Raw genomic sequence first — 21,745 nt, 5'->3', positions numbered from 1 at the left:
TCGACTCAGCCTCACTAGGCAGTGAAGTGGTAAACCGGGCACGATTGCCTCCAACGTAGAGATCAGACATCATTACCCCTAGGGCGCCGTGGCATGAGTTCTACCATGACCTTGTTTCCAGAGAAGCGGCCACCCATTCCCACTCCTCCCTTGCCGTCAAGAGAGCACTGGAAGTCCTCAAGCGAGCGCTCGATTTCTGGGTGTGCGTTGGGGATGACGTAGCGGTCCTCGTATTTCGCGATCGCAAGGAGACGATACATTGCTTGGATTTGTTCGCCGTCCATCCCAACCGCGGCGGCAATCCCCTCATTCGGCTCATCGCCAAGGTGAATGTCCCGCATGTAGGAGCGCATGGCGGCGAGGCGCCGCAGAGTCTTTTCCACTGCTGGAAGGTTCCCACCAGTCAGAAGCGCCGCCAGATACTCTAGCGGAATCCGCATTCTGGAAATTGCGGTCAGCAAGATCTTGCCGTCCTCACCATCGGCACCTGAAGCTGTCACTTCGTCAACGATGGGAGAAAGTGGCGGCACGTACCACACCATGGGAAGAGTACGGTATTCAGGATGTAGTGGAAGCGCCACCTGATAATCGTGAATGAGTTTGTAGATCGGGGATTCCTGTGCCGCCTCTATGTAACTGCGCGGCACCCCAGCCTCCAGAGCTCCGGCAATGACCTCCGGGTCGTTGGGATCTAGCAGGATATCGCGCTGAGCATCGTAGAGATCCTCTTCGCGTTCCGTGGCTGCCGCCTCACCAACGCGGTCGGCGTCGTACAAAAGGACACCCAAGTACCGCAAGCGCCCCACGCACGTCTCCGAACATACTGTTGGCTCGCCAATCTCCAAACGCGGGTAGCACAACGTACACTTTTCCGCTTTGCCCGTCGTATGGTTGAAGTACACCTTCTTGTAGGGGCAGCCGGACACGCACATCCGCCAGCCACGGCAGCGATCCTCATCCACCAGAACAATGCCATCTTCGCTGCGCTTGTACATGGCACCGGAGGGGCACACTGAAACGCAGGTAGGGTTCAGGCAGTGCTCGCAGATGCGTGGCAGGTAGAACATGAAGGCGTTTTCGATTTCCGTCTTCACGGTGGCGCCCGATGCTTGAATCATCGGATCGTCCTGCATGGTCTCCATGGAGCCACCCAGATCGTCATCCCAGTTCGGACCCCAATCCGGTGCTGAGATGTACTCCCCGGTGATCTGAGATTTTGGTCGCGCCACCGGAAGCGCCGTAGAGTCCTTCGGCGCGGTCAGGAGCTTTTCATATTCGTAGGTCCATGGCTCGTAGTAATCAGTGAGTTCGGGAAGATTGGGATTGGCAAAAATATTGGTTAGGCCCTTGAGGCGTCCGCCCTGACGAGGAACGAGCTTGCCGTTGCGCTTACGTACCCAGCCACCTTTATTCTCTTCTTGATCCTCCCAACGCTTTGGGTACCCCACGCCTGGGCGGGTTTCCACGTTGTTGAACCACATATATTCGGTGCCTTCACGGTTGGTCCATGCCTGCTTGCAGGTCACTGAACACGTGTGGCATCCAATGCATTTGTCCAGATTCATGACCATTGAGATCTGTGCCATGACTTTCATCAGAACGTCACCTCCTGGCTACGGCGGCGAATCAGAGCAACTTCGTCGCGCTGATTGCCCGTTGGGCCGATGTAATTGAATGCGTATGTGAAGTGCCCATAGCCGCCGATCAGGTGGGAGGGCTTGATGAGAATCCGAGTCAGCGAATTATGAGTTCCTCCGCGCTTGCCCGTCTTCTCGTTCAGCGGCGTTCCCATCGTCCGCTCTTGTGCATGGTGCATGAACACTGTGCCTTCTGGCATGCGGTGGGAGACGATTGCTCGGGCGCTGACAACGCCGTTGCGGTTGTGGACCTCGATCCATTCGTTATCTCGAACGCCGATCTTGTCTGCGTCCTGAGGGCTCATCCATACGGTCTGTCCACCGCGTCCTAGGGTGAGCATGTGGAGATTGTCGTAGTACTGGGAGTGAATCGCCCACTTGTTGTGCACGGTCAGGTACCGCACGGACACTTCGGCCTGTCCGCTACCGTCTTCCAGCACTTGACCAGGAGCGGCTTCGCCGTACAAATGCATGAGATCCACGGGCGGGCGGAACACGGGCAGTTGCTCCCCCATTTCGCGCATCCAATCGTGATCCATGAAGTAGTGCATGCGCCCGGAGAGCGTGTGCCACGGCTTGGAGAACTCCTTGTTCACAGCGAAGGCGGTGTAACGCCTGCCGCCGTGTTCCGAACCGGACCACTCTGGGGACGTGATCACTCCCTTAGGGGAGGAAACAATATCCGGGTAGGTGATCAGCTTTTCCTCATCGCCAGCTGCCAATTCCGAAGCGTCGTGGCCAGTGCGCTGGGAGAGATTCTTCCACCCTTGAACAGAGAGCTTGCCATTGGTGGTGCCAGATAATGAGAGAATCATCTCCGAGGCCTTAACGGCTGTATCCACAGCCGGGCGCCTACCGATCGAGGTGGGAACAGTCCCGTTTCGCTTGCCTAGATCCTCGATTTGCTCGGCAGGTTGGAAGGCCACACCCTTGGTTGCCATGCCAGCTTTTTCGGGCAACGGGCCGATAGCATTAAACTTCTCAGCGATCTTTGCGAAATCGCGTTGGACAGGGATGATCTTGGGCATGGTTACCCCGGGAACCCATCCTGCTTCCTCACGGCTGGGCACGGTGCCGTGCGGATTGTTGAGTTCATCTGGGCTGTCATGGCCGAGTGGGGCAGCAACTAGATCGGTTCGTGTCCCCAAGTGTTCCTTGCCTAGTTGGGACGCCAGATCCGCGAGCTCAGAGAAGAGCTCAAAATCGGTATGGGCATCCCACGGGGGTGCGATCGCCGGATTGAACGTGTGGATGAAGGGATGCATGTCAGTCGAGGAGATGTCATGCTTCTCGTACCACGTGGCCGCCGGCAACACGACGTCCGAATGCAAGGTTGTTGAGGTGTTGCGGAAATCTGCTGTGACCATCAGGTCGAGCTTTCCCTGAACCGGTTCATCGCGCCAGACCATACGGCTCGGGCGCGAATCTTCATCCAACTCTTCTACCTGAACATCGTTATCCGCGCCTATCATGTGGCGCAGGAAGAACTCTGTGCCCTTGGCCGAGGAACCCAGCAAATTGGTGCGCCAGTTGAAGAGGACTTTCGGATGATTCTGGAAAGCATCGGGATCCTCCACCGCGAAATGGAGCCGTCCGGCTGCAAGCTCTTGGGCAACGTATTCCCCGGGAGCCATTCCCGCCGCCTCGGCGTGATCAGCCAAATCCAACGAGGACCGGTCGAACTGCGGATAGCCCGGCATCCAGCCACGCTGGGTTGCCTCCACCAAGGAATCGGCAAAACTCATATCAGCCAGATCACCACGTGCCAACGGCGACGAGATCCGTTCGACGCGCCCAGCATCATACCGCCACTGGTCAGTGGTGAGGTACCAGAATCCGGTGGAAATCATCTGGCGCGGTGGACGGGACCAGTCAAGCGCCATAGCGTACTGCTGCCAACCCGTGATTGGGCGCACCTTCTCCTGGCCCACGTAATGTGCCCATCCGCCGCCGTTGACGCCTTGCGTCGCGCACATGGAAGTCAGAGCCAGCATCGTGCGGTAGATCGTGTCTGAATGGAAGTAGTGGTTGGTTCCCGCTCCCATGAGAATCATGGAACGTCCACCAGAGTCTAAGGCACTTTGGGCAAACTCGCGCCCGATTCTCTCGGCGGCTGCTGCGGGAACTCCCGTGAGCTCCTCCTGCCAGGCAGGAGTACCCGGGGCGGAAGCATCGTCGTAGCCGGTTGGCCACTGACCGGGCAGTCCCTCTCGGGGCACACCGTAGCGTGCCAGCAATAGGTCATAGACAGTGGTGACGAGTTTTCCTGCCACGTGCCGGGCAGGTACACCCCGCTGGATTACACCTGCACCGATGGTTCCCGGCCCCGATTCACCAACTAGATCAAAGCGTGGAAGCGAAATCTCAACCTCTTCGTCCGCGCTGTCGTAAAGCGACATCAGCGGATCAACGTTGTCCAGATCAAGGTTCCATTTGCCTGCCCCGTCAGGTCCGTAGCGGTCGGCAAGGGTTCCACCCGGGTCCTTGACGCTGCCATCGCTGTCCATGACGAGCAACCGGAAATCGGCGTGCTCGGTATCCCCCAGCTGCCCGCCCACATCGGCTGCAGTGAGGAACTTTCCGGGCGTTATGCTTCCGTTTTCTTCTGTCTCCAAAGTGACGAGGAACGGAGAATCCGTGTGGCGCCGCATGTAATCGAGGAAGAACTCTTCTTGTTTCTTGACGTGGAACTCGTTCAGGATCACGTGGCCCATCGCCATCGCGAGCGCGCCGTCGGTTCCGGGGTGTACCCGCAGCCACTCGTCGGCAAACTTGGTGTTGTCCGCGAAATCAGGGGAACACACCACCACCTTTTGTCCGTGGTAACGCCCCTCTGTCATGAAGTGGGCATCTGGTGTGCGCGTGATGGGCACGTTGGAGCCCCACATGATGAGGTAGTCCGAGTTGAACCAATCGCCCGCTTCGGGAACGTCGGTTTGATCTCCGAATACTTGGGGCGAGGCCGGAGGAAGATCGGCATACCAATCATAGAAGGAAAGCATGGACCCTCCCATGAGTTCCAAGTAGCGCGAGCCCGCACCATAAGAGACCATCGACATCGCCGGAATCACCGAGAATCCTGCAACCCGATCCGGCCCGAAATCCTTGATCGTGGACACATGTGCAGCTGCGGTGATTTCCACGGCTTCCTGCCATGAGGTGCGGACCATGCCTCCTTTGCCGCGGGCAGACTTGTACGATTTCGCCGTTTCGGGGTTGCTGGTTACCTCGTGCCAGGCAAGTACGGGATCCCTAGTACGCTTCTTGGCGGCGCGATAGGCGTCCAACAGCACACCACGCACATAGGGATGCCGAATACGTGTTGGCGAATACTCGTACCATGCGAAGGCCGCCCCACGAGGGCAACCGCGTGGCTCGTACTCGGGCATATCCGGCCCTGTGGTGGGGTAATCAACCTCTTGAGATTCCCACGTGATCATGCCGTCCTTGACGTACACCTTCCACGAACATGACCCCGTGCAGTTCACACCATGGGTGGAACGGACAATCTTGTCGTGGCTGAACCTCTGGCGATAGAAGGCGTCTGCTTCACGTCCGCCCTCCAGAAAGATTTGCCGTGCATCGGCTGATGCCTCGCCTTTACGCACGTGTGCGCCCAGCGAGAATAGGGAAGAATCCTTCGGTGAATTCATATGAACTCCTTAGTAAATCGCTCCGGATGATCCGCCACTTCGGACTGTCAGCCAGGGAAGGGTGCATTCTTTCTGGCGTACATGATCCAGCACATGACCGAACACACGAGGCAGTAGATAACGCAGGCAATGTAGAAAGACTGGGCACTGAAACTGGCAAGAGCAACACCCACCAAGAATGGGCCGAAGGCCGCGATAGCTGCGGTGAATCCGATGGCTCCTCCGGCTTGACGCTTGGGCATAATCATCGGCATTTGCTTGAACGTTCCCGCGTTACCGATACCGGCGAAGAAGAAGAATCCGAGCATCCCGATAAGGAACGGGGTGAATTGTGCATGATCGATTGGGTTGAGGTTAACGGCACAGACAGCCAGCGTAGCTGCCATACCGATACCGGAAACGAAGGTCCAGATCGCGCCACCGAACTTGTCGCACAATGGGCCCCACGCCGCTCGAACAAGTGAGCCGATAAGCGGACCGAGGAAGGCATAGGTGAGGCCCGAAGGAAGTCCGGAGATGCCCTGATTGGCAAACTGTGAGTCACTTCCGAAAGCGTTATTGATGATCAGAGCGAACTGGGCAGCAATGCCGGAGTAGATCCCGAAGGTCATGACATACAACAGGGTCATGTACCACGTGTTCTTGTTGCCGAAGATATCGAGCTGCTGGCGAATATTGGCCTTGACCGGCACATCCTTAAGTAGCCAGAAGGCGAGAATCGCGGCAACGATCGCCCACGGGACAAAGAAGATAGCGGCGTTGAACACCCAGAGTGCTCCATCCTCTGCGCGCATAGGGGCGAGAAAAGTGATGCCGAAAAGTCCGAAACCCATCAGCCACGGGCCAACAACCTGGATGGCCGACATACCGAGATTGCCAATGCCCGATTGCAAGGCGAGGGCAGTACCAGACAGGCGCTTGGGGAAGAAGTAACCGGTGGAAGGCATGTATCCCGAGAAGGTTCCACCGCCGATTCCGCACAAAACCGAGAGCATCATAAGCACACCAAAGGATGTACTAGTGTCCTGGACCGCGAAGAACCAGCCGACCATGGGAATAATGTATAGCAGCGAAGAAAATCCGATGAGCTTGCGCGTCCCCATGATAGGAGGAAGCACCATGAACACCAGCCGCAGTAGGCCACCTGACAGGCCCGGCATCGAGGTAAGCCAGTACAGCTGCGCTGTGGAGAGGTCGAAACCAATCTCATTGAGTTTTGGTGCTATGGCCGAAACCAAGAACCACACACAGAACCCAAGAAAGAGTGAGTACGTGGAAACAATAAGAGTCTTCCAAGCAATCCCTTGATCCCAGTGGTCTGCCTTTTCAGGGTCCCACCCTTTGAGCACACGCCCGCGTGTGTCCAATTCCGGTAGTTCTCCTAGGGATGACGCATCATCCGTGGTGCTCATGCTGACTCCTCACACCGCGTTAGAATCTTTTAACACGCCCTTTACCGTGCTATTAGTTAACCTAAGACTAGGACAACAACCATGAGTATTTGCGACAAAGGTCCCAAATACTGCAAACAATTAGATGCGGATTCTCTTGTGTAATTCCGGTTGTTTATAGTCTCAGTCGGTCAACCAGTCGCCATATTAGGAAGAGGAATCACTCCATGGACCAACCAGAACGCCCAATACGACAGATGGACCGTGACATCTCCGGTGCCGTCATTGTCATTAACGACCATATCGTCAGCGGGGAGCGCAAAGATTCAGCAGGACCTCTGGCAGTTACGATTCTCGGAGAGAGCCGCGTTAATGCCACCGGCCCACACGGTCTTCTCCACTGCCCCGAACAGCAACCTGCCGTAGCTCGCCATCTTCAGGACGTCATCAAAACTGGCGCACGGTTCATTCTCACTGTAGGAGGCACCGGCATCAGCGCGGGAGACGTGGCACCGGAAGCTACTGCGCCACTCCTTGACGTCCGAATGGATGGGATCGCGCAACAAGTTCGTGACCATGGCCTAACACAAACGCCGCTCGCCTCCCTCTCCCGAGGGCTTGTCGGCATCACACATCGCGGTAAGGGAGGTGTTCTCATTGTCAACGCCCCTGGTTCACGCGGCGGCGTTAAAGATTCTCTCGCGGTTGTCTGTCCGCTCTTGCCACACATCTTTGAACAGCTGGACGATCAAGACTAACCGGACCAACGCTTAGCCCACGCAGCATAGACCACGCTTGTCCTACGACCTCATCGCACAGAAACTGGGAGCCTTGCGGCCCTCGGCGTAAGTTGGGACCATGAGTATCCCCGTCAGTTCTGACAATCTAGCCAACGTGGCTGCACACTACGATGCCGCCATCCTCATCACCCTGCCCGCGGATGGCTACGCCAAGCTCCTCACGGTAGATCCGGAGATTGGGCCGGACGGCGCCATCACCGTGATGGGCCCATCCGCCTCCGTGGCAGCCAACGTAGGCCGCGATCCCCATGTGACCCTCGTGTGGCAACCGCGAGTGCACCACGGCTGGACGCTCATCGCTGACGGAAAGGGCACAATCACGCACGGGTCCGATGCGCCACCCGCCCTGATAGTCACCCCCGAATCGGCCATGCTGCACAGGCCAAGCCGCCACAAGGATGGGCCCGAGCTTCCCGTCTAGGGTGCTGCGGGATCGCGGGGCGTCCGTCGTCGTCGTTCTTCATACCCTGATTTAACCCTGAAACTGCGGCGTGGCGCCGATTCACCCCCACCCCACGGGGTTACTCTTAGCTTGTGCTTATGCACCTGACAAAGGAGTTTGAATGAGTGCTCGTACCAATCGACGCGGGGCGGTTATGCCCATTCTTCGGCTGCTCGTGTGGGCGATCATCGCTGCTGCCCTCATCAAGATCGCGTTCTTCCCCTCCGTCCAAGCCGACGATGTGGACGGGCTGGAGCCGGGAGGTGTGTACGGGGAGCTCACCGTTTTCCCGGAGAAGGGCAGCATCACGAACTCCTTGAGTCTGGACGGCACGGTGCAAGCGGATGCCGCCAGCTCGATCAAAGCAACGTTTGCCGGGCAGGTCACCCAGTTTTATGTCAACGATGGTGATGCCGTCACAAAGGGAGACACGCTCTTGATCCTTGAGCACGAGGAACCCGGCGAGGACATCGTGGATGTGGACGAAGACGGCAACGAAACCGTGAGCCCCGGCGAATCCGTGTGGACGCACGAATACGTCACTGCCCCGGCTTCGGGCACCGTGAGCTTCACGGCGCTGAAGAATCAGGAGTTCGCCATCGGGGATTCGCTCGGCACCGTGCAGCCACCCACGTACTCAGCGGTGGTTTCCCTGACTCCAGACCAGATGTACCGAATGGAAAAGCCTCCGGAGACGGCCACCGTCACCATCAAGAATGGGCCTGCACCTTTTAAGTGCGAGGGACTCGCCATCAAGACTCCTGGACCTGGCACCAGCGAAGATTCTGAACTCCCAGATGCAGATGGTGAAGGCGATCCCGGAACCTCCATCGAAGCCCGCTGCGCCATCCCCTCCGATCAGAAGGTTTTCAACGGCCTGCAGGTCTCACTAGAAATCGAAGCCGGCAAGGCCACTGATGTTCTCACGCTCCCCGTTTCCGCAGTGGAGGGGCGCTATCAGGAGGGCTTCGTGTATGCGCCGAACTATGAGGGTGGTGACCCGGAGAAGATCGCCGTGACAATCGGGATCACGGATGGTGAATTCATCCAGATCAAGGAAGGCATCAGCGAGGATCAGGAACTCCTCGAGTTCGTACCCGGAAACTCCGAGATGGAATGCAACGAGTTCACGGGCGAAGGATGCTGACGTGGCGCTCATTGATATGCAGGGCGTGACCCGGCACGTTCCCCTTCCTTCCGGCGATGACCTCCACATCCTGCAAGGAGTGGATCTTGCGGTGGATTCAGGCGAGCACGTTTCCATCGTTGGCCGCTCGGGAACGGGAAAATCCACGCTCCTCAACATTATTGGGATGCTGGACAAGCCTTCCGATGGCTCCTATCAGATCGACGGCATGGACGCGGTGGGGCTTTCTGAGGGAAAGCGCGCGAACATGCGCGGGGAGAGCTTCGGCTTTGTGTTTCAGCAGTTCAACATCTTTCAGGCACGCACCGCTCAGGAAAATGTGGAAGTGCCTCTTTTGTATGGCGCCGCGCGGGACTTCTGGCGCCGCCACGAGATCGCTGCTGACATGCTGGAGCGCGTTGGGCTCGGGGACAGGCTGGATTCCTACCCCACCGAAATGTCCGGCGGGGAACAGCAGCGCATTGCCATCGCGCGCGCCCTCGTGCGCCAGCCCCGGATCATTCTTGCCGATGAGCCGACCGGGGCGCTCGATCCGGATACGGGACGCGAGGTCATGGGGCTGCTGGAAGACGTAGCCCGTGAAAATGACGCCGCCCTGATCGTCATCACCCACGATCTCAATGTAGCTATCCGAGCCGATCACGTGCTGACCCTGTATGACGGTGTACTTCACGCCGTGGACGATCCGCGCGAGGTGCTGGTGCCCTCTGTCTCCTCCGATGGGCTGGCCGCCGGAACAGCCGGCTCGGTGGATTCGGGCGGGGCGGATGGGACGGGCGGGGAGGATAGGGAGTAAGCGTGAAGATCCTCAATAAACTCATCGCAGCTCTGATCGAGGCGTGGGGCGAAGTCAAAGTCCAGAAGGCCCGCGTGATCCTGTCACTTGTGGGTGTGGCCGCCGCCGTGGCCGCGATGTCCACCGTCATGGCGCTTGGGGACCTCCTCGAGCAGTCCACCCGCGAAATGAACGAGGCATGGGAGGGCCGCGAAGTCACGCTCCACATCAGCGCCTATCAGGAGGATCCGGAGGGTGCCATGGCGGGAATGGACGGCATGGGCTTCGAGGATTACGGAGGCTGCATCGGTTCTGGATGCGTGGCAACCTCCTCCGATGATGATCCTTCAGAAGCCGGGGGCGGCACCGATCCAGAGGTGGCCGCGGCGCGCGGTACCATCTCCGATCCGCTGGGCAACGCCATGATTCAGGTGGCCGAGCGCTTCGAGATTACCTACTGGTCGCGGGTCTCCATGCTGTATGAGCTTCCGAACCTGCAGTTCCGCGAGTTCGACGAAGTCACGTCGATGGGAACCGTAAACGGGGTGCCCGTCGAATCGAACACGCTTGAGGACGGCTGGATGTCACCCCAGTTCTCTGCCGTTGATCCGGACTACGCCACCCTATTCCGCCTCAACATCCAAGAGGGCCGGTGGTTGCGCCCCGGAGATGTCAATCAGCGCGTGACTCCGGTTGTGCTCAACTCAGTGGTCTGTGAGCAGTTGGGGGCGCCGGACATTGACCGCCAGCCCTTTATCATCCATCTGGACGGTGATTCGCCGCAGCAGCTCCGCGTTGTGGGCGTGGTCAAGGCTCAGGATCCGTGGAGCTCCATTGTTTATATGCCCTACGATTCGTGGCAGCTCATGCAGCCAAGGGAGGCGGGTATGGCCGATTCCTCCAGCGAAATGGTGGTGTGGGTTGGGCCCGATCAAGCGGATGATGCCCGATCGATCCTTCCGGCCGCCCTCTCCTCGGTCCTTGGGGAGGGTTGGCAGGCTGACGCCTACGGTGGCGAATCGTGGGCCAGCGAAGGCGATCAGATGGCCACCATGCGCCTGATCATCATGGCCATCGGCGGCATCGTGATCTTCTTGGGCGCGCTCGGGCTCCTGAACGTCGCGATCGTGACCGTGCGCCAACGCATCCGCGAAATCGGCATTCGCCGCGCCGTGGGAGCCTCCGCCAAGCGCGTGTTCTTCTCCGTGTTCATGGAATCAGTGGTTGCCACCTTCGTGGCCGGCGTGATCGGGGTGGGGATCGCCATCATCATCATGAGCGTTGTTCCCCTGGACCGCTTGGATATCCTGCTCCAAGACACCCCGGCCTTTCCAATGTCCGCAGCACTCGCCGGAGTTGGGATCGCCACCGCAGTTGGGGCCCTGTGCGGGATTATTCCCGCGGTTGCCGCGGTGCGGGTACGTCCGATTGATGCGATTCGTTATTAGGACGACGACGGCGAACTCTGCCCGCCGCAGTATCCTCTCTATAGGGTGCAGGTGGCTATCCGGGAATGTGTAGAGGAGCTGGCCATGGGGCAGAACAACGAGGGCAAAACTGCATACGTGCTTCAGCACCTGCTGTTCGAGGATCTGGGAATTCTCGAACCGTTGCTACGCGAACACGGCTACCAGATCCGCTTCTTCGAAGCTGGAGCCGATCTGGATGCCGTGAACTCAGCGGGTGCCTCCGATGTACTGATCGTTCTGGGCGGACCAATTGGTGTGTACGAAGAGGATCATTATCCTTTCCTTCGCACTGAGAAGCGGACGATCAAGCAGTGGATCGAAGCGGAACGTCCGATCCTCGGCATTTGCTTGGGCGCCCAGCTCATCGCCGAAGCACTAGGTGCGGCCGTCACCCCTACTGGCCGCAAGGAAATCGGGTTCGCGCCGCTGGGTCTGACCGAGGCTGGGGCGCGCAGTGTGCTGGCGCCGTTGGGTGATTATGGCGAAGAGGCCGCGGGTGCTGGCGGTGCCGTGCCCGTCCTTCACTGGCACGGCGATCAGTTTGAGATTCCGGAGGGTGCGGCACGCTTGGCCGAGACGTCGGGGTTCCCGAACCAGGCCTTCGCCGCGGGGCCGCGAATTCTTGGGCTTCAGTTCCACCTCGAAGCCGATCACAGGCGGATCGAACGCTGGCTCGTTGGCCACGCGGTAGAGATCGCCGGTGCGGGCATCGATCCCGGGGTGATCCGCCGTGACGCGGGGCGGATCGGACCACAGCTCGCAGCTGCTGGCCGGGAGGTATTCGCCGGCTGGCTGGATGCCCTCTAAAGCTCGTCTTTCTGTGCGATGGTCCACCCTCGACTCTCTGGACCGATAAGGTCGCAGATCTAGGCGAACTGCTCGGCGTGATCGGCCCAGCCAGCTTCTTTCGGAAGGCTGCGAACGCCCCTGCTGGACGTGGCGATCAGGGCCGCAAGTGCGCAGAGGCCCGCGCAGATCATAATGGTGCCGGTGCGGCCAATCCACGACAGCCCGAAGCCAGCCACCAGCGGGGCGAGAGGCGTCGCGCCCATCGCCATAATTCCGATCGCACTATTCGCCCTGCCCAACAAGTGTGTAGGCACAGCCACCATGAAGTAGCCCAGCAATCCGGAGTTCAGCGCGGGTATCAACACACTCGCGATGCTCAGGATGATCACCATGCCCACAAGAGAATCCGTCACGGTAAGCGTCGCAACACCCGCAGCTAGCACGATCAGGCCACCCACTACCAGAAAGCCAGTGCCGACCCGCTGGACGAGGATGGGAGCTACAAGGGCCCCAACTAGCATGACGATGCCGATGGCTGATGACATTGTGCCTATTTGCACCGGGGTGTATCCAGTTTGCTGAAGCACGTAGATGGCAGTGGTGATTGCCGCGTTGAAGCCCAGATTGACGATCGTGGCGATGAACATGACGTTGCGCAGATCCGGGCGCGAGAACAGCCAGCCGAAGGCCTCTTTGATCTCCGAGAATGCGTTAGGTTTACTGGGAAGTGGAGGCTCAGCCGTTTGCATGTCCGGCGCCGCAGCTGCACCGCTTTTCGGCACGTCCTTTTCTCGTCCCATTTCCACGTGCTCTATCGGTTGGCCGTCCGATGCACGATCGCCCATCCGCCCAAGGATAACGGCCGTGGCGGCCGAGAGGAGGTGAGCGAGGCCCATGACCGCACCGATCATCCAGCCGCCGATGCCCAGCAGGAAACCTCCGATGGGATTACCAGCGATCTGAAGGGCCGCGTCACGCGCTTGGTTCGCCGCTTGCGCACGCCCCATGGCGCTCGCTGGAACCACGCTCTTGAGCTGTGCCTCGCCCGCCGTGTTGAAGATGCCACCGCGCAACGCCAGCAGGACCTCCATCACCAGAAGGAAAGTGAAACTGAGAGAGCCCACCCAGGCCACGGCGGCGAAGATTGCCGAGAGAACGGCACCTATTCCCCCGCCCATCACCATGAGGCGGATTCGGGAGTGACGATCTGCCAGCACTCCCCCAGCCAACATCGTCGTCACTTGGACACCCATGCCAACGCCACCGATGATCCCGGCTTGTGCCGGATCATCCGTGACCATGAGGGTAAGGAGCGGGATCGCAAAGTTCAGTAGCGTGCCAGCTAATCCCTTACTTGTGTCGGAAATCAGCCACGTGATGTAGCGCTTGCTGGACCACAAACGGAAGGCCTCGGACTCGGCCAATTCCGGGCTGTTGGCAGCCTCAGAGCCCCTCGGTTCAGCTTCCCGCATCGTGTGCTCCGATCGTTGTAAGGGCTGCGTTCATTCTTCCTCAGAGGCCAATATCTCTAGAGGCTTGCCATCTGGCATCTATCCATCGCCCTCACGGGCAAGCATACTTACACAAGTATTTTTGCGCAACTATTATTGCGCAATGTTTGCTTCCTGATTGGTAGAATCTAGCCATGGCGCTTGAAGAGTCCACGATGACCACCGCAATGCTTAAGGCAATGTCCAATCCCCTGCGCCGTCAGATCCTCACTGCGCTCAACCGATATGAGTACGCGCGCGCCGCCGATCTTGCCACAGATCTAGAAGTCCCGGCCAACAAGCTGAGCTTCCACCTACGGGTTTTAGCGGATGCCGGACTGATCAAAGAGGCGCCGGAGCAGGCACGGGACCGCCGTGACCGAGTGTGGACCACCGTGACGGGTTCGCAAAGCCTTGGCAGTCCCACGCAACCTGTGGCGGATGAAGCCCTCGGCCTCTCACTTTTGCAGGTATTCGCTGAGGAACACCGTCAGATCTTAGACCGCCTTGTGGCGTGGGCGCCCGAATACGTGGCAGGCCGAGACCCAGAAATCCACGGCACATTCGCCCGCTCTTCCGTCTTCCTCACACCGGACCAGTTCAGAGAATTGCTCGAAAAGCTCACCGAGACTTTGGACGAGATGAATGATTCCGGAGACAAGTCCGATCCAAACCGGCGCCTGTGGCAGATCGACATGGTCGCCGCAGACGACCAGATCTGACGAACTCCTCACGAAGCTAACGGCGCAGGGAAACGCGCGGGAGGCTCCGTCGTCGTCGAAATTCTCTTCACGGAGCGGGCCCCCCACCTATTCAAGCCCTCCCAAGCCCACCCACGCCCGATCTAGCTCAACCAAGCCCGCTCAGTTTCTCGAGTTGACCACTTACGGCGCCTAGAGACATGTTGCAACGTGTCTCGAGGCGTCTCAACCTGTCCACTCGTGAAATGGGGCTTTTGCGACCGCCTCGACGTGTCGCAGCTCGCCGTTTCCACAGAGATGCTTGACGTACCCCTTATCCACAGGAGCAAGCTGAGGAGCACAGATCATTGGCGAATCTGACCTAATTGTGACATGACCATTACATTAGATGACTTGGCAGCTCCTTCAGGCGGAGACGCCATCAATCACGAAACATGACACAATGGCCGCCGTTCGATAATGACATCCCATTCTCTCGCGAAGAGACACCGAAGCTTTCATATAAGGCAGCTGCGCATGCGGCTCAGATGCATGACGGCCCGAACAGACCATTCTCACGACATTCATCAGACAGGGTGTTCACGACTGGCTTTCTTGGTAGCTTCGACTCTGGTTCAGATCCTATTGAAGGCGCTATCAACTTGGCGGACCTTGTCAGGGAGACAGGTAGTGCTGTCAGGCATTCCCACAACTACGTGGTGGTTACTGCAATCATTGACGACACAATCGTTACCCTACCGATGAGAAGGGCAAATGGGACATGGACTGCTGGTTCTGTTTACCCGGCGGGAGGAAAACATTGCATGAAATGGAACGGTTCGCAGTGGGTTCAAGAAGGGTAGTATGTAGCCATGATCAGGTTGGATGACACACGTTACTGGGACAAGGTCGAGCGTGCCGCCACTCTAGTTGATCGTGACATCAAACCGCTCTTACCGGAAGGTGTCTCGATACCTATCGGCGATGTCGAATGGTACATAAGCTATGCCCTCGATATGGCAGAAACGTACCAGATCACGATGTCCGAAGAGCTGCTAATGCTTAGCACGGAACTTGATCAGCGTGATGGGGATGTATATCTTCCTGCTGCCTTCATGAACATTGTTTAAGCAATAACTATTTACAACCTGTCTAAGCCTGCCCGCGTGGTGGGCTTTTTCATTCTGAGTGCCCCGGCGCATGCCCGCCTCGACGTATCGGAGCTCGCGGTTTCCACAGAGATGCTTGACGTAGCCCTTATCCACAGGGGCAAGCTGAGGAGCACAGATCGTTGGCGAATCTGACCTAATTGTGGCATGACCATTACATTGGACGACTTGGTGGTTTCCACCGCCGAACGCGGCCCTTCCCGCCTATTCAGCGCAAATCCTGACCTGATTCGGATCCGCCGCGGCGCGTACCTACCCTCATCCAAAGTGCCAGCGCATGCGCAGCCATGGGACAACGCGCGTGCGATCACTCAGGCCCGGGCCGTTTCGCTGTCCCTGTTCAAGAACCCAGAATCCCCTCCGATTCTCACTGCCGAGGCGGCGCTGGCGGTGCACGACCTGACATCGTGGCTCAACACAACAGATATCGAGTACCGGCGAAGCGATTCACCTCGGCGTGGCACGGCGGCACACCTACCCGCTATCACATGCGGCAAAATGACGATCGCGCAGGTCAAAGAGCGCCGCATTCACTCATCCCCGATCACGTCAGACACAACAGAAATCGCCGGCGTACTCACAGCGCCGCTGTGGGCGGTCGGCGTTGACAGCGCCCGGATGCTCCATCCGATAGCAGGTACGGTGGCAATGAGCTCCGTACTATCGAAGCTTACGAAGTTTGACATGCACCGGCAGAACCAGCCGCGTGAAAATGAACGGAAGCTGCGTGCTGAGATACTCTGCCATATCGACTCAATGCCGCCATTTCCTGGATCGCGCCGAATGCGAAGAATCGTTGAGATTGCCGATGCCGGCATGGACACACCCGGAGAAGGGTACCTACTTTGGCTGCTTCATTGCATCATCAATGACGCCCAGAACGGCTATGGCCCGCTGGGAGGAAGGGGAGGCGCCACACGGATCTTCACTCAGTTTGAGATTATCGCGAACGGCAGGCGCTACTTCGCTGACATCGCAGTTCCGCAGCATCGGGTGATCATCGAGTTTGATGGTAGCGAGAAAGTGAGCGGACAAAGAGCCCAGCGGCGATTTCTGGAGCGGCAAGGTGATCTGCATGCGGATGGATGGAGGGTGATCCGGGTAAGCTCCGCACAGTTGGACGATCCGCTGGCACTTGCCGAGCGCTTGAAGGATCAGCTGCGAAGCTACGGCGTTCCTGTCAAACCTCCGTCCGGCCTTCTGTGGAAGATGGTCCCTTCGGACCTTCTGGGCCACGAGCGGCGCCATTGAGCGCACCGCCTACTTCGCGGAGTTGACCACTTACGGCGCCTGTCGACAGGTTGCAACGTGTCTCGAGGCGCACTAGCTCGTCTACCTAACTTGTCCACTCGTGAAGTCTGCTCCTTTCTGGCGGCATTTATACGCATGAATCATTCCGTTAATGAACGGAAGCTGGACAGTGGCGGTATTCCGCGGCTTCTGGGAGTCACATTGAAGACTCCGCGCCCCGTTTTCGCCCACTAAGACCAAAGTCCATGCCCGGCTCTACACTCGCTGATACCTTGAATCCAACTAAGTGACAGTTGTAACGCAGTTGTCAGTGACGATCAATCAGATCAGTTCCGAGGATGAGGAGGGGGAATCGCCATGGTTATGGGTCCCCAGTTAATGGATGCTCCGTCAGCATCAGCGGCGTCCGAAGCAGGCGAGAAATGGGTGCGCACATACTGCCGCCCCAACTGCTTTGGCGGCTGCCCGCTCATGGCGCACGTCCGTGAGGGGAAAGTGATCGGGGTTTCCCCCGCACCACTTCCCGATCCCAAGTACAACCGCGTCTGCCTGCGCGGGCTCACCCAACCCGAGCAGCAATACAGCGCCCGGCGCATTCTCCATCCCAAGAAGAGGGTCGGGCCCCGCGGGTCTGGCCAATGGCAAGAAATCTCCTGGGACGAAGCGATCGACATGGTTGTGGAGAACTTCACCGCTGTCAAAGAGCAATATGGCTCCAGCGCGATCGCACTGACGGAGGGCTCAGGCAATTACGGAACACTCAGCTCCTCACACTTCGGAGCCGTGCGCCGCCTATTTGCCGCGCTGGACGCCACCGTCCTTTCGAACACTCTGGACGTTGCTCAGGCCCATGGCCTCATGCAGGTGTTCGGCGGGCTACCCAACAACGACCCAGCGGATCTGGCGAACGCGAAGACGATCTTCATCATCGGTTCGAACATGACCGAGGCACAGATCCACACGTGGCACTTCGTCTCTGACGCCAAGGACAAGGGCGCGAAGGTCATCGTCATCGATCCGATCTATACCCCGACCGCCTCCAAGGCTGATCAGTGGGTGCGAATTCGCCCGGGTTCGGATCCCGCCATGTTCCTCGCCATGACACGCGTGGTCATGGACGAGGGCATCATGAATGAGGATTTCCTCCGCCGCTCAAGCGTGGCCCCGTTGCTCGTGCGCGAGGATACCGGCCAGTTTCTTCGGGCGAGCGACCTCTCGCGTACGCTCTCGGATAACGAGGCGGAAGCCTCTGACCTAGATGGCTCTGCAACTGGCACGGCCGAAGATGAGGCTGATGGCGTCACCTCAACTGACGGTCTGTACTCCGCTGGCGGCCCAACCGTCATCACGGATCCCTTCATCGTGTGGAGCGATTCTGAGGACCACGCGGTGGAACTTGCCGATGGGTTCATGGACACGCGACTCTACGGGTCCTTTGAAGTGCAGGGCATCAAGGTCCGCACAGCGTTGGATCTGCTATGGGATGCCGTGGACGAGTGGACGCTGGAGAAGTCCGAGGAAGTGACAACCATCCCGGCTCAGACTCTCCATGACATGGCGATCACCTTGGCCACGGAGACACCAGCTTCGATGTATCACGCTATGGGGATCGATCACTGGGACAACGGGCATCTTTCCACCTTCGCCGAATCGGCACTAGCCTGCGTCACCGGCAACGTCTCGCGCAAGGGCTCGCAACTGGGCTTCAAGTGGTACTTTGCTGAGAACTACGATTTCGTCAATTGGATGATGCCGGACGGGCACATGGCCCGCGATATCTACACCGACGATATTTTTGAACTCGCGAATGAAGGCACCATTCAAGGCAAGCCCGACGCAATCAAGGCGATGTATGCCTCAGGCTGTAACCCCTTGGGTGCCTACTGTGACCGCAATCAGTGGATCGACAAGGTGCTGCCAATGCTGGACTTTATCGTCACTGCGGACATCTACAACTCAGACACCGTGGAGTACTCCGATCTGGTCCTGCCTGCCTGTCACTGGTTCGAGCGTCAGGACATTCAGTGGGCTGCTAACCACCCGTTCATCACATGGTCGGACAAGGCTGTTGAGCCTTTGGGTGAATCTAAGCCGGACGTCGATATTATGCGCCTGCTGGCGGATCGACTGGGGGTCAAGCAGTACTTCCCAGACTCTGATGACGAGCTGATCAACATTGCTATTAGCGACGATTGGGCGAAAGCCAACAACTTTGACCTCCAGCGGCTGAAAGAGGAGGGCGCACTGCAGATCTCCTATCAAGATCCCTCGCAACCGAACATCTGTCTAGGGGCCGATGGTAGCTACCCAACGGCCACCGGCCGCGCACAGTTCTACAATCCGAACCCGACGCCGCGAGTGCAATCATCAACCTCCCTGCACTTCGATCCTGTCAAGGAACGGCTTCCCTACTTCGAACCGCCGATCGAAGCGTGGCCAACGTCCCCAACTCACGAGAAGTACCCACTGACGTTCTTCCAAGAACACACACGCTGGCGCGTGCACACGCAGTACTCCGAGGTTCCCATGCTCCGCGAGCTGGATCCGGACCCAACCGTGCGGATGAGCCCCGGGGATGCAGCCGCCCGCTCAATTCGCACCGGCGATCTCGTGGAAATCTTCAATGATCGTGGCCACGTGGTAGTCACGGCCATTGTTTCTGATGCTTTGCCTGACGGCATGGTCTCGCTACCCAAGGGGTGGTTGGGCCACCAGCACATCGCCGGCGCCCCATCAGAACTGACACACATGAGGCTCAACCCCACCTCAGTCAACCAGAGCTTCTTTGATGTCGCGGTAGAAGTCCGCCACTGGAAGGGTGAACGAGCATGAGTAATGAGATCCGTGAGGTTGATGCGGAGACCTACCGTCGGGCGGTGTCAGCGGCGCGACTAGGCGTAATCCTGAGCGTTGTTGGAGCAGGAGCGGTGGCAATCCGAACTGTCGCAAAATCCGGGGCAGTGCTGTTCAGCCAAGGAGGCGCGCGATGAGTGAATCAGTGGCAAAGCCGATCCTCGCTTTCAAGGACGTGGTGGAATCGGTTGTACACGTGGCATCTTCATGGGTGGATACCTGTGCGGAGCGTGTGGTCCGTGACGGCTTGGGGTGGGTGCCGGAAGGCGAAGCTCAGAGAGATTCGATTGCCCAGCACAGTCCGAGCGTTGCTGGCCACGTGATGAAGGACGGACGAATCACTCCTCCGGGGCGCGTCACGGTGCCAACATCGGTACAGGTCCGTGATACCGGTTCACAGTTCGCGGACACCGAGGAAATCGAATGGCTGGAGTCCGGGCGCCGCGAGCTACCCTATCGGCGTGATCGCCAGTGGGCAGTACCCCAAATGTGGTGGGAGATGGCCTTTGGTGGCATAGGTGCAACCACCTATATGGTCTCCAGTGTGGCCCGCAATCCCCTTGGCATGGCCGCTGGATGGGCTCTCGCGGCCGGTGGAAAGGGAATCCTCCTGTTGGCTGATCTAGGCCGTCCCGAACGGTTCCCTCGCGTATTCGTCAAACCGAACACCTCGTGGATTGCCCGCGGCTCGTGGGCGTTCGGCGCCTTTGCGGCAGCCGGCGCAGTAAGCCTACTGCCCTGTATTCCTCAACCTGTGCGTACTGGCGCTGCCGTTGTGGCTAACACAGGCGCGGGTGTGCTGGCCGTCTATGACGGCCTGTTCATCAACGATGCCAAGGGAGTCCAGTCGTGGATGCCCCGCGAGGTACCGGCCCTGTTCACCGCCAACGCGCTTCAGGCTGGCGCGGCCCTCAGTGGAGCGCTGGCAGATAAGCAGCCCCGATGGATGCGGTGCCTAGGCCTAGCCAGCGGTATTGCCAGCGCTGGCCTATCAGCGCGGTACATCAAGAAGCTTGGTGAGGGTTCGACGGCCACACGCCTCAGCGCCCGAGACCTCGTTGAAGGTGTCCAGAGAGATCGGTTCGTGGTAGCTGGCGGCATTATCGGCACCGCCTTGCCAATAGTCCTGACAGTGTGTGCACCCACGTCCAAGCGGGCGGGGGCCGTGGCTGGAGCCGCGGCTGCCGTAGGTGTGGAGCACCTGCGCCGAGCCGTTTTACAGGCGGGAATTCACGCACCCGTCATCGACCCACCCAGAACACGTCCCGCCGGTGAAGGACGCAAGAACTAAGAGGCCACCCCTTAAAGGGGCAGTTCTCAACGAAAGTGAGGAGTGACCATGCATCTGGGAATGATCGTGGACACAGAACGATGCATCGGGTGCGATACCTGCGCCATCGCATGCAAAACCGAGAACAATCTGCCCGACGATGTCTGGTGGAACAACGTCTGGACCGTTGGCGGCGCACAAGACCACACGCCGGCAGCAACACCGGGAAGGCCCACCATGTGGTTCCTGACAGTAGCGTGCCAGCACTGTGAGAATCCGCCATGCGTGCCCGTGTGCCCAACCGGCGCTACCTACAAGCGGGAAAAGGACGGCGTGGTTCTCATCGATTACGACAAGTGCATCGGATGCGGTGCATGCGTGGAAGCTTGTCCCTACGATGGGGTCCGCACACGCAATGCCGATGTTATTCAGCGCGCTAATCCATTTTCGCTGGGCGGCTATGACATCCAACCGCAACAGCCAGCAACGGTTTCCAAGTGCACGTTCTGCGAACAGCGCCTTGAAGAAAACCGGCAGCCTGCTTGCGTCGAGGTGTGCCCGGCGCGTGCACGCTTCTTTGGGGATCTGGACGATCCAGAATCCGAAGTATCCCAGCTGCTCGAGACACGCGAATCCTTCACGCTGCATCCAGAGGCAGGGACCAAGCCGTCCGTACACTTCCTCAAGTAGTAGTAGTACATACGCCATAATTTGACGTCGTTAGTTGTGACGACGACGGCGGCTCCTGTCACAACCCTTTGCTGCGGCCTCTACACTGTGTGAGGCCACCGACTTCGCTGGGAGGACCACTTAAGACGCCTGTAGACACGTTGCAACATGTCTACAGGCGTCTTAACTTGTCTACTCGTGAAATGTGGGCAGTTGCGGTGGCGAAACGTGGGCAGTTGCGGTGGCGAAACGTGGGCAGT

General features: G+C 58.7%; 16 protein-coding genes. 12 read left to right on the top strand and 4 right to left on the bottom strand.

Translation table 11 applies throughout. The features are described from left to right. Positions 1 to 62: 62 nt before the first annotated feature. The 3 genes from narH to ACTHV6_RS03165 are packed head-to-tail and all read right to left on the bottom strand — an operon-like array spanning position 63 to position 6,702. Positions 63 to 1,595 (bottom strand): nitrate reductase subunit beta, encoded by a 1,533-nt coding sequence (gene narH, locus ACTHV6_RS03175; protein ID WP_441385817.1) that lies wholly within the window; start codon positions 1,593 to 1,595, stop codon positions 63 to 65. Then, positions 1,595 to 5,290: a nitrate reductase subunit alpha gene (locus ACTHV6_RS03170; protein WP_441385816.1), complete on the bottom strand. Its 3,696-nt coding sequence runs from the start codon at positions 5,288 to 5,290 to the stop codon at positions 1,595 to 1,597. Before ACTHV6_RS03170 ends, narH begins: the two co-directional genes overlap by 1 nt. A 47-nt stretch (positions 5,291 to 5,337) precedes the next feature. Further along, the gene (locus ACTHV6_RS03165) at positions 5,338 to 6,702 is read right to left on the bottom strand and encodes a nitrate/nitrite transporter (RefSeq protein WP_441385815.1); all 1,365 of its coding nucleotides are present in this window, start codon (positions 6,700 to 6,702) and stop codon (positions 5,338 to 5,340) included. Between the two features lie 206 nt (positions 6,703 to 6,908). Here ACTHV6_RS03165 and ACTHV6_RS03160 point away from each other — a divergent pair, with 206 nt between their 5' ends. From ACTHV6_RS03160 to ACTHV6_RS03135, 6 genes are all read left to right on the top strand, one after another. After that, positions 6,909 to 7,439 carry a molybdopterin-binding protein gene (locus ACTHV6_RS03160; RefSeq protein WP_441385814.1) on the top strand — a complete coding sequence of 177 codons (531 nt, stop codon included), beginning with the start codon at positions 6,909 to 6,911 and terminating at the stop codon, positions 7,437 to 7,439. Between the two features lie 100 nt (positions 7,440 to 7,539). Next, positions 7,540 to 7,902, top strand: coding sequence for a hypothetical protein (locus ACTHV6_RS03155; protein ID WP_441385813.1), 363 nt, complete (start codon positions 7,540 to 7,542; stop codon positions 7,900 to 7,902). A gap of 142 nt (positions 7,903 to 8,044) precedes the next feature. Then, on the top strand, positions 8,045 to 9,070 hold the full coding sequence (locus ACTHV6_RS03150; protein ID WP_441385812.1) for an efflux RND transporter periplasmic adaptor subunit: 1,026 nt from the start codon (positions 8,045 to 8,047) through the stop codon (positions 9,068 to 9,070). A 16-nt stretch (positions 9,071 to 9,086) separates the two neighbouring features. Next, positions 9,087 to 9,866, top strand: coding sequence for an ABC transporter ATP-binding protein (locus ACTHV6_RS03145; RefSeq protein ID WP_441385912.1), 780 nt, complete (start codon positions 9,087 to 9,089; stop codon positions 9,864 to 9,866). 2 nt (positions 9,867 to 9,868) lie between these two features. After that, positions 9,869 to 11,293, top strand: coding sequence for an ABC transporter permease (locus tag ACTHV6_RS03140; RefSeq protein WP_441385811.1), 1,425 nt, complete (start codon positions 9,869 to 9,871; stop codon positions 11,291 to 11,293). 84 nt (positions 11,294 to 11,377) lie between these two features. Continuing rightward, positions 11,378 to 12,121: a glutamine amidotransferase gene (locus ACTHV6_RS03135; RefSeq protein ID WP_441385810.1), complete on the top strand. Its 744-nt coding sequence runs from the start codon at positions 11,378 to 11,380 to the stop codon at positions 12,119 to 12,121. 59 nt (positions 12,122 to 12,180) lie between these two features. Here ACTHV6_RS03135 and ACTHV6_RS03130 read toward each other — a convergent pair whose 3' ends face one another. Further along, positions 12,181 to 13,575, bottom strand: a complete 1,395-nt coding sequence (locus ACTHV6_RS03130; protein WP_441385809.1) for an MFS transporter — start codon at positions 13,573 to 13,575, stop codon at positions 12,181 to 12,183. Positions 13,576 to 13,748: 173 nt separating this feature from the next. On the opposite strand from ACTHV6_RS03130, the gene ACTHV6_RS03125 reads away from it, so the two are divergent. The 6 genes from ACTHV6_RS03125 (at position 13,749) to ACTHV6_RS03100 (ending at position 21,506) form a co-directional block, all read left to right on the top strand. Further along, the gene (locus ACTHV6_RS03125) at positions 13,749 to 14,315 is read left to right on the top strand and encodes an ArsR/SmtB family transcription factor (RefSeq protein WP_441385808.1); all 567 of its coding nucleotides are present in this window, start codon (positions 13,749 to 13,751) and stop codon (positions 14,313 to 14,315) included. 830 nt (positions 14,316 to 15,145) lie between these two features. Further along, on the top strand, positions 15,146 to 15,403 hold the full coding sequence (locus tag ACTHV6_RS03120; RefSeq protein ID WP_441385807.1) for a hypothetical protein: 258 nt from the start codon (positions 15,146 to 15,148) through the stop codon (positions 15,401 to 15,403). A 186-nt stretch (positions 15,404 to 15,589) separates the two neighbouring features. After that, positions 15,590 to 16,693, top strand: coding sequence for a DUF559 domain-containing protein (locus ACTHV6_RS03115; protein ID WP_441385806.1), 1,104 nt, complete (start codon positions 15,590 to 15,592; stop codon positions 16,691 to 16,693). A 357-nt stretch (positions 16,694 to 17,050) separates the two neighbouring features. Continuing rightward, the gene (locus ACTHV6_RS03110; RefSeq protein ID WP_441385805.1) at positions 17,051 to 19,525 is read left to right on the top strand and encodes a molybdopterin-containing oxidoreductase family protein; all 2,475 of its coding nucleotides are present in this window, start codon (positions 17,051 to 17,053) and stop codon (positions 19,523 to 19,525) included. Positions 19,526 to 19,679: 154 nt separating this feature from the next. Then, positions 19,680 to 20,837: a hypothetical protein gene (locus ACTHV6_RS03105; RefSeq protein WP_441385804.1), complete on the top strand. Its 1,158-nt coding sequence runs from the start codon at positions 19,680 to 19,682 to the stop codon at positions 20,835 to 20,837. A 48-nt stretch (positions 20,838 to 20,885) separates the two neighbouring features. Beyond that, entirely contained in the window at positions 20,886 to 21,506 is a 621-nt protein-coding gene (locus ACTHV6_RS03100) for a 4Fe-4S dicluster domain-containing protein (RefSeq protein WP_441385803.1), read from the top strand. Positions 21,507 to 21,745: the final 239 nt, after the last annotated feature.

The organism is Ancrocorticia sp., assembly GCF_052089425.1.
GTDB lineage: Bacteria > Actinomycetota > Actinomycetes > Actinomycetales > Actinomycetaceae > Ancrocorticia.
Note: the sequence above shows the minus strand (reverse complement) of the source record. Positions and strands in the feature narration are given on the sequence as shown.

Bases quoted from the DNA above. Each gene is read 5' to 3' on its own strand.
- ACTHV6_RS03130 (WP_441385809.1), bottom strand. From the start codon at position 13,575: ATGCGGGAAGCTGAACCGAGGGGCTCTGAGGCTGCCAACAGCCCGGAA.
- ACTHV6_RS03150 (WP_441385812.1), top strand. From the start codon at position 8,045: ATGAGTGCTCGTACCAATCGACGCGGGGCGGTTATGCCCATTCTTCGG.
- ACTHV6_RS03125 (WP_441385808.1), top strand. From the start codon at position 13,749: ATGGCGCTTGAAGAGTCCACGATGACCACCGCAATGCTTAAGGCAATG.
- ACTHV6_RS03120 (WP_441385807.1), top strand. From the start codon at position 15,146: ATGATCAGGTTGGATGACACACGTTACTGGGACAAGGTCGAGCGTGCC.
- ACTHV6_RS03170 (WP_441385816.1), bottom strand. From the start codon at position 5,290: ATGAATTCACCGAAGGATTCTTCCCTATTCTCGCTGGGCGCACACGTG.
- ACTHV6_RS03110 (WP_441385805.1), top strand. From the start codon at position 17,051: ATGGTTATGGGTCCCCAGTTAATGGATGCTCCGTCAGCATCAGCGGCG.
- ACTHV6_RS03160 (WP_441385814.1), top strand. From the start codon at position 6,909: ATGGACCAACCAGAACGCCCAATACGACAGATGGACCGTGACATCTCC.
- ACTHV6_RS03165 (WP_441385815.1), bottom strand. From the start codon at position 6,702: ATGAGCACCACGGATGATGCGTCATCCCTAGGAGAACTACCGGAATTG.
- ACTHV6_RS03135 (WP_441385810.1), top strand. From the start codon at position 11,378: ATGGGGCAGAACAACGAGGGCAAAACTGCATACGTGCTTCAGCACCTG.
- ACTHV6_RS03145 (WP_441385912.1), top strand. From the start codon at position 9,087: ATGCAGGGCGTGACCCGGCACGTTCCCCTTCCTTCCGGCGATGACCTC.
- ACTHV6_RS03105 (WP_441385804.1), top strand. From the start codon at position 19,680: ATGAGTGAATCAGTGGCAAAGCCGATCCTCGCTTTCAAGGACGTGGTG.
- ACTHV6_RS03115 (WP_441385806.1), top strand. From the start codon at position 15,590: ATGACCATTACATTGGACGACTTGGTGGTTTCCACCGCCGAACGCGGC.
- ACTHV6_RS03100 (WP_441385803.1), top strand. From the start codon at position 20,886: ATGCATCTGGGAATGATCGTGGACACAGAACGATGCATCGGGTGCGAT.
- ACTHV6_RS03155 (WP_441385813.1), top strand. From the start codon at position 7,540: ATGAGTATCCCCGTCAGTTCTGACAATCTAGCCAACGTGGCTGCACAC.
- narH (WP_441385817.1), bottom strand. From the start codon at position 1,595: ATGAAAGTCATGGCACAGATCTCAATGGTCATGAATCTGGACAAATGC.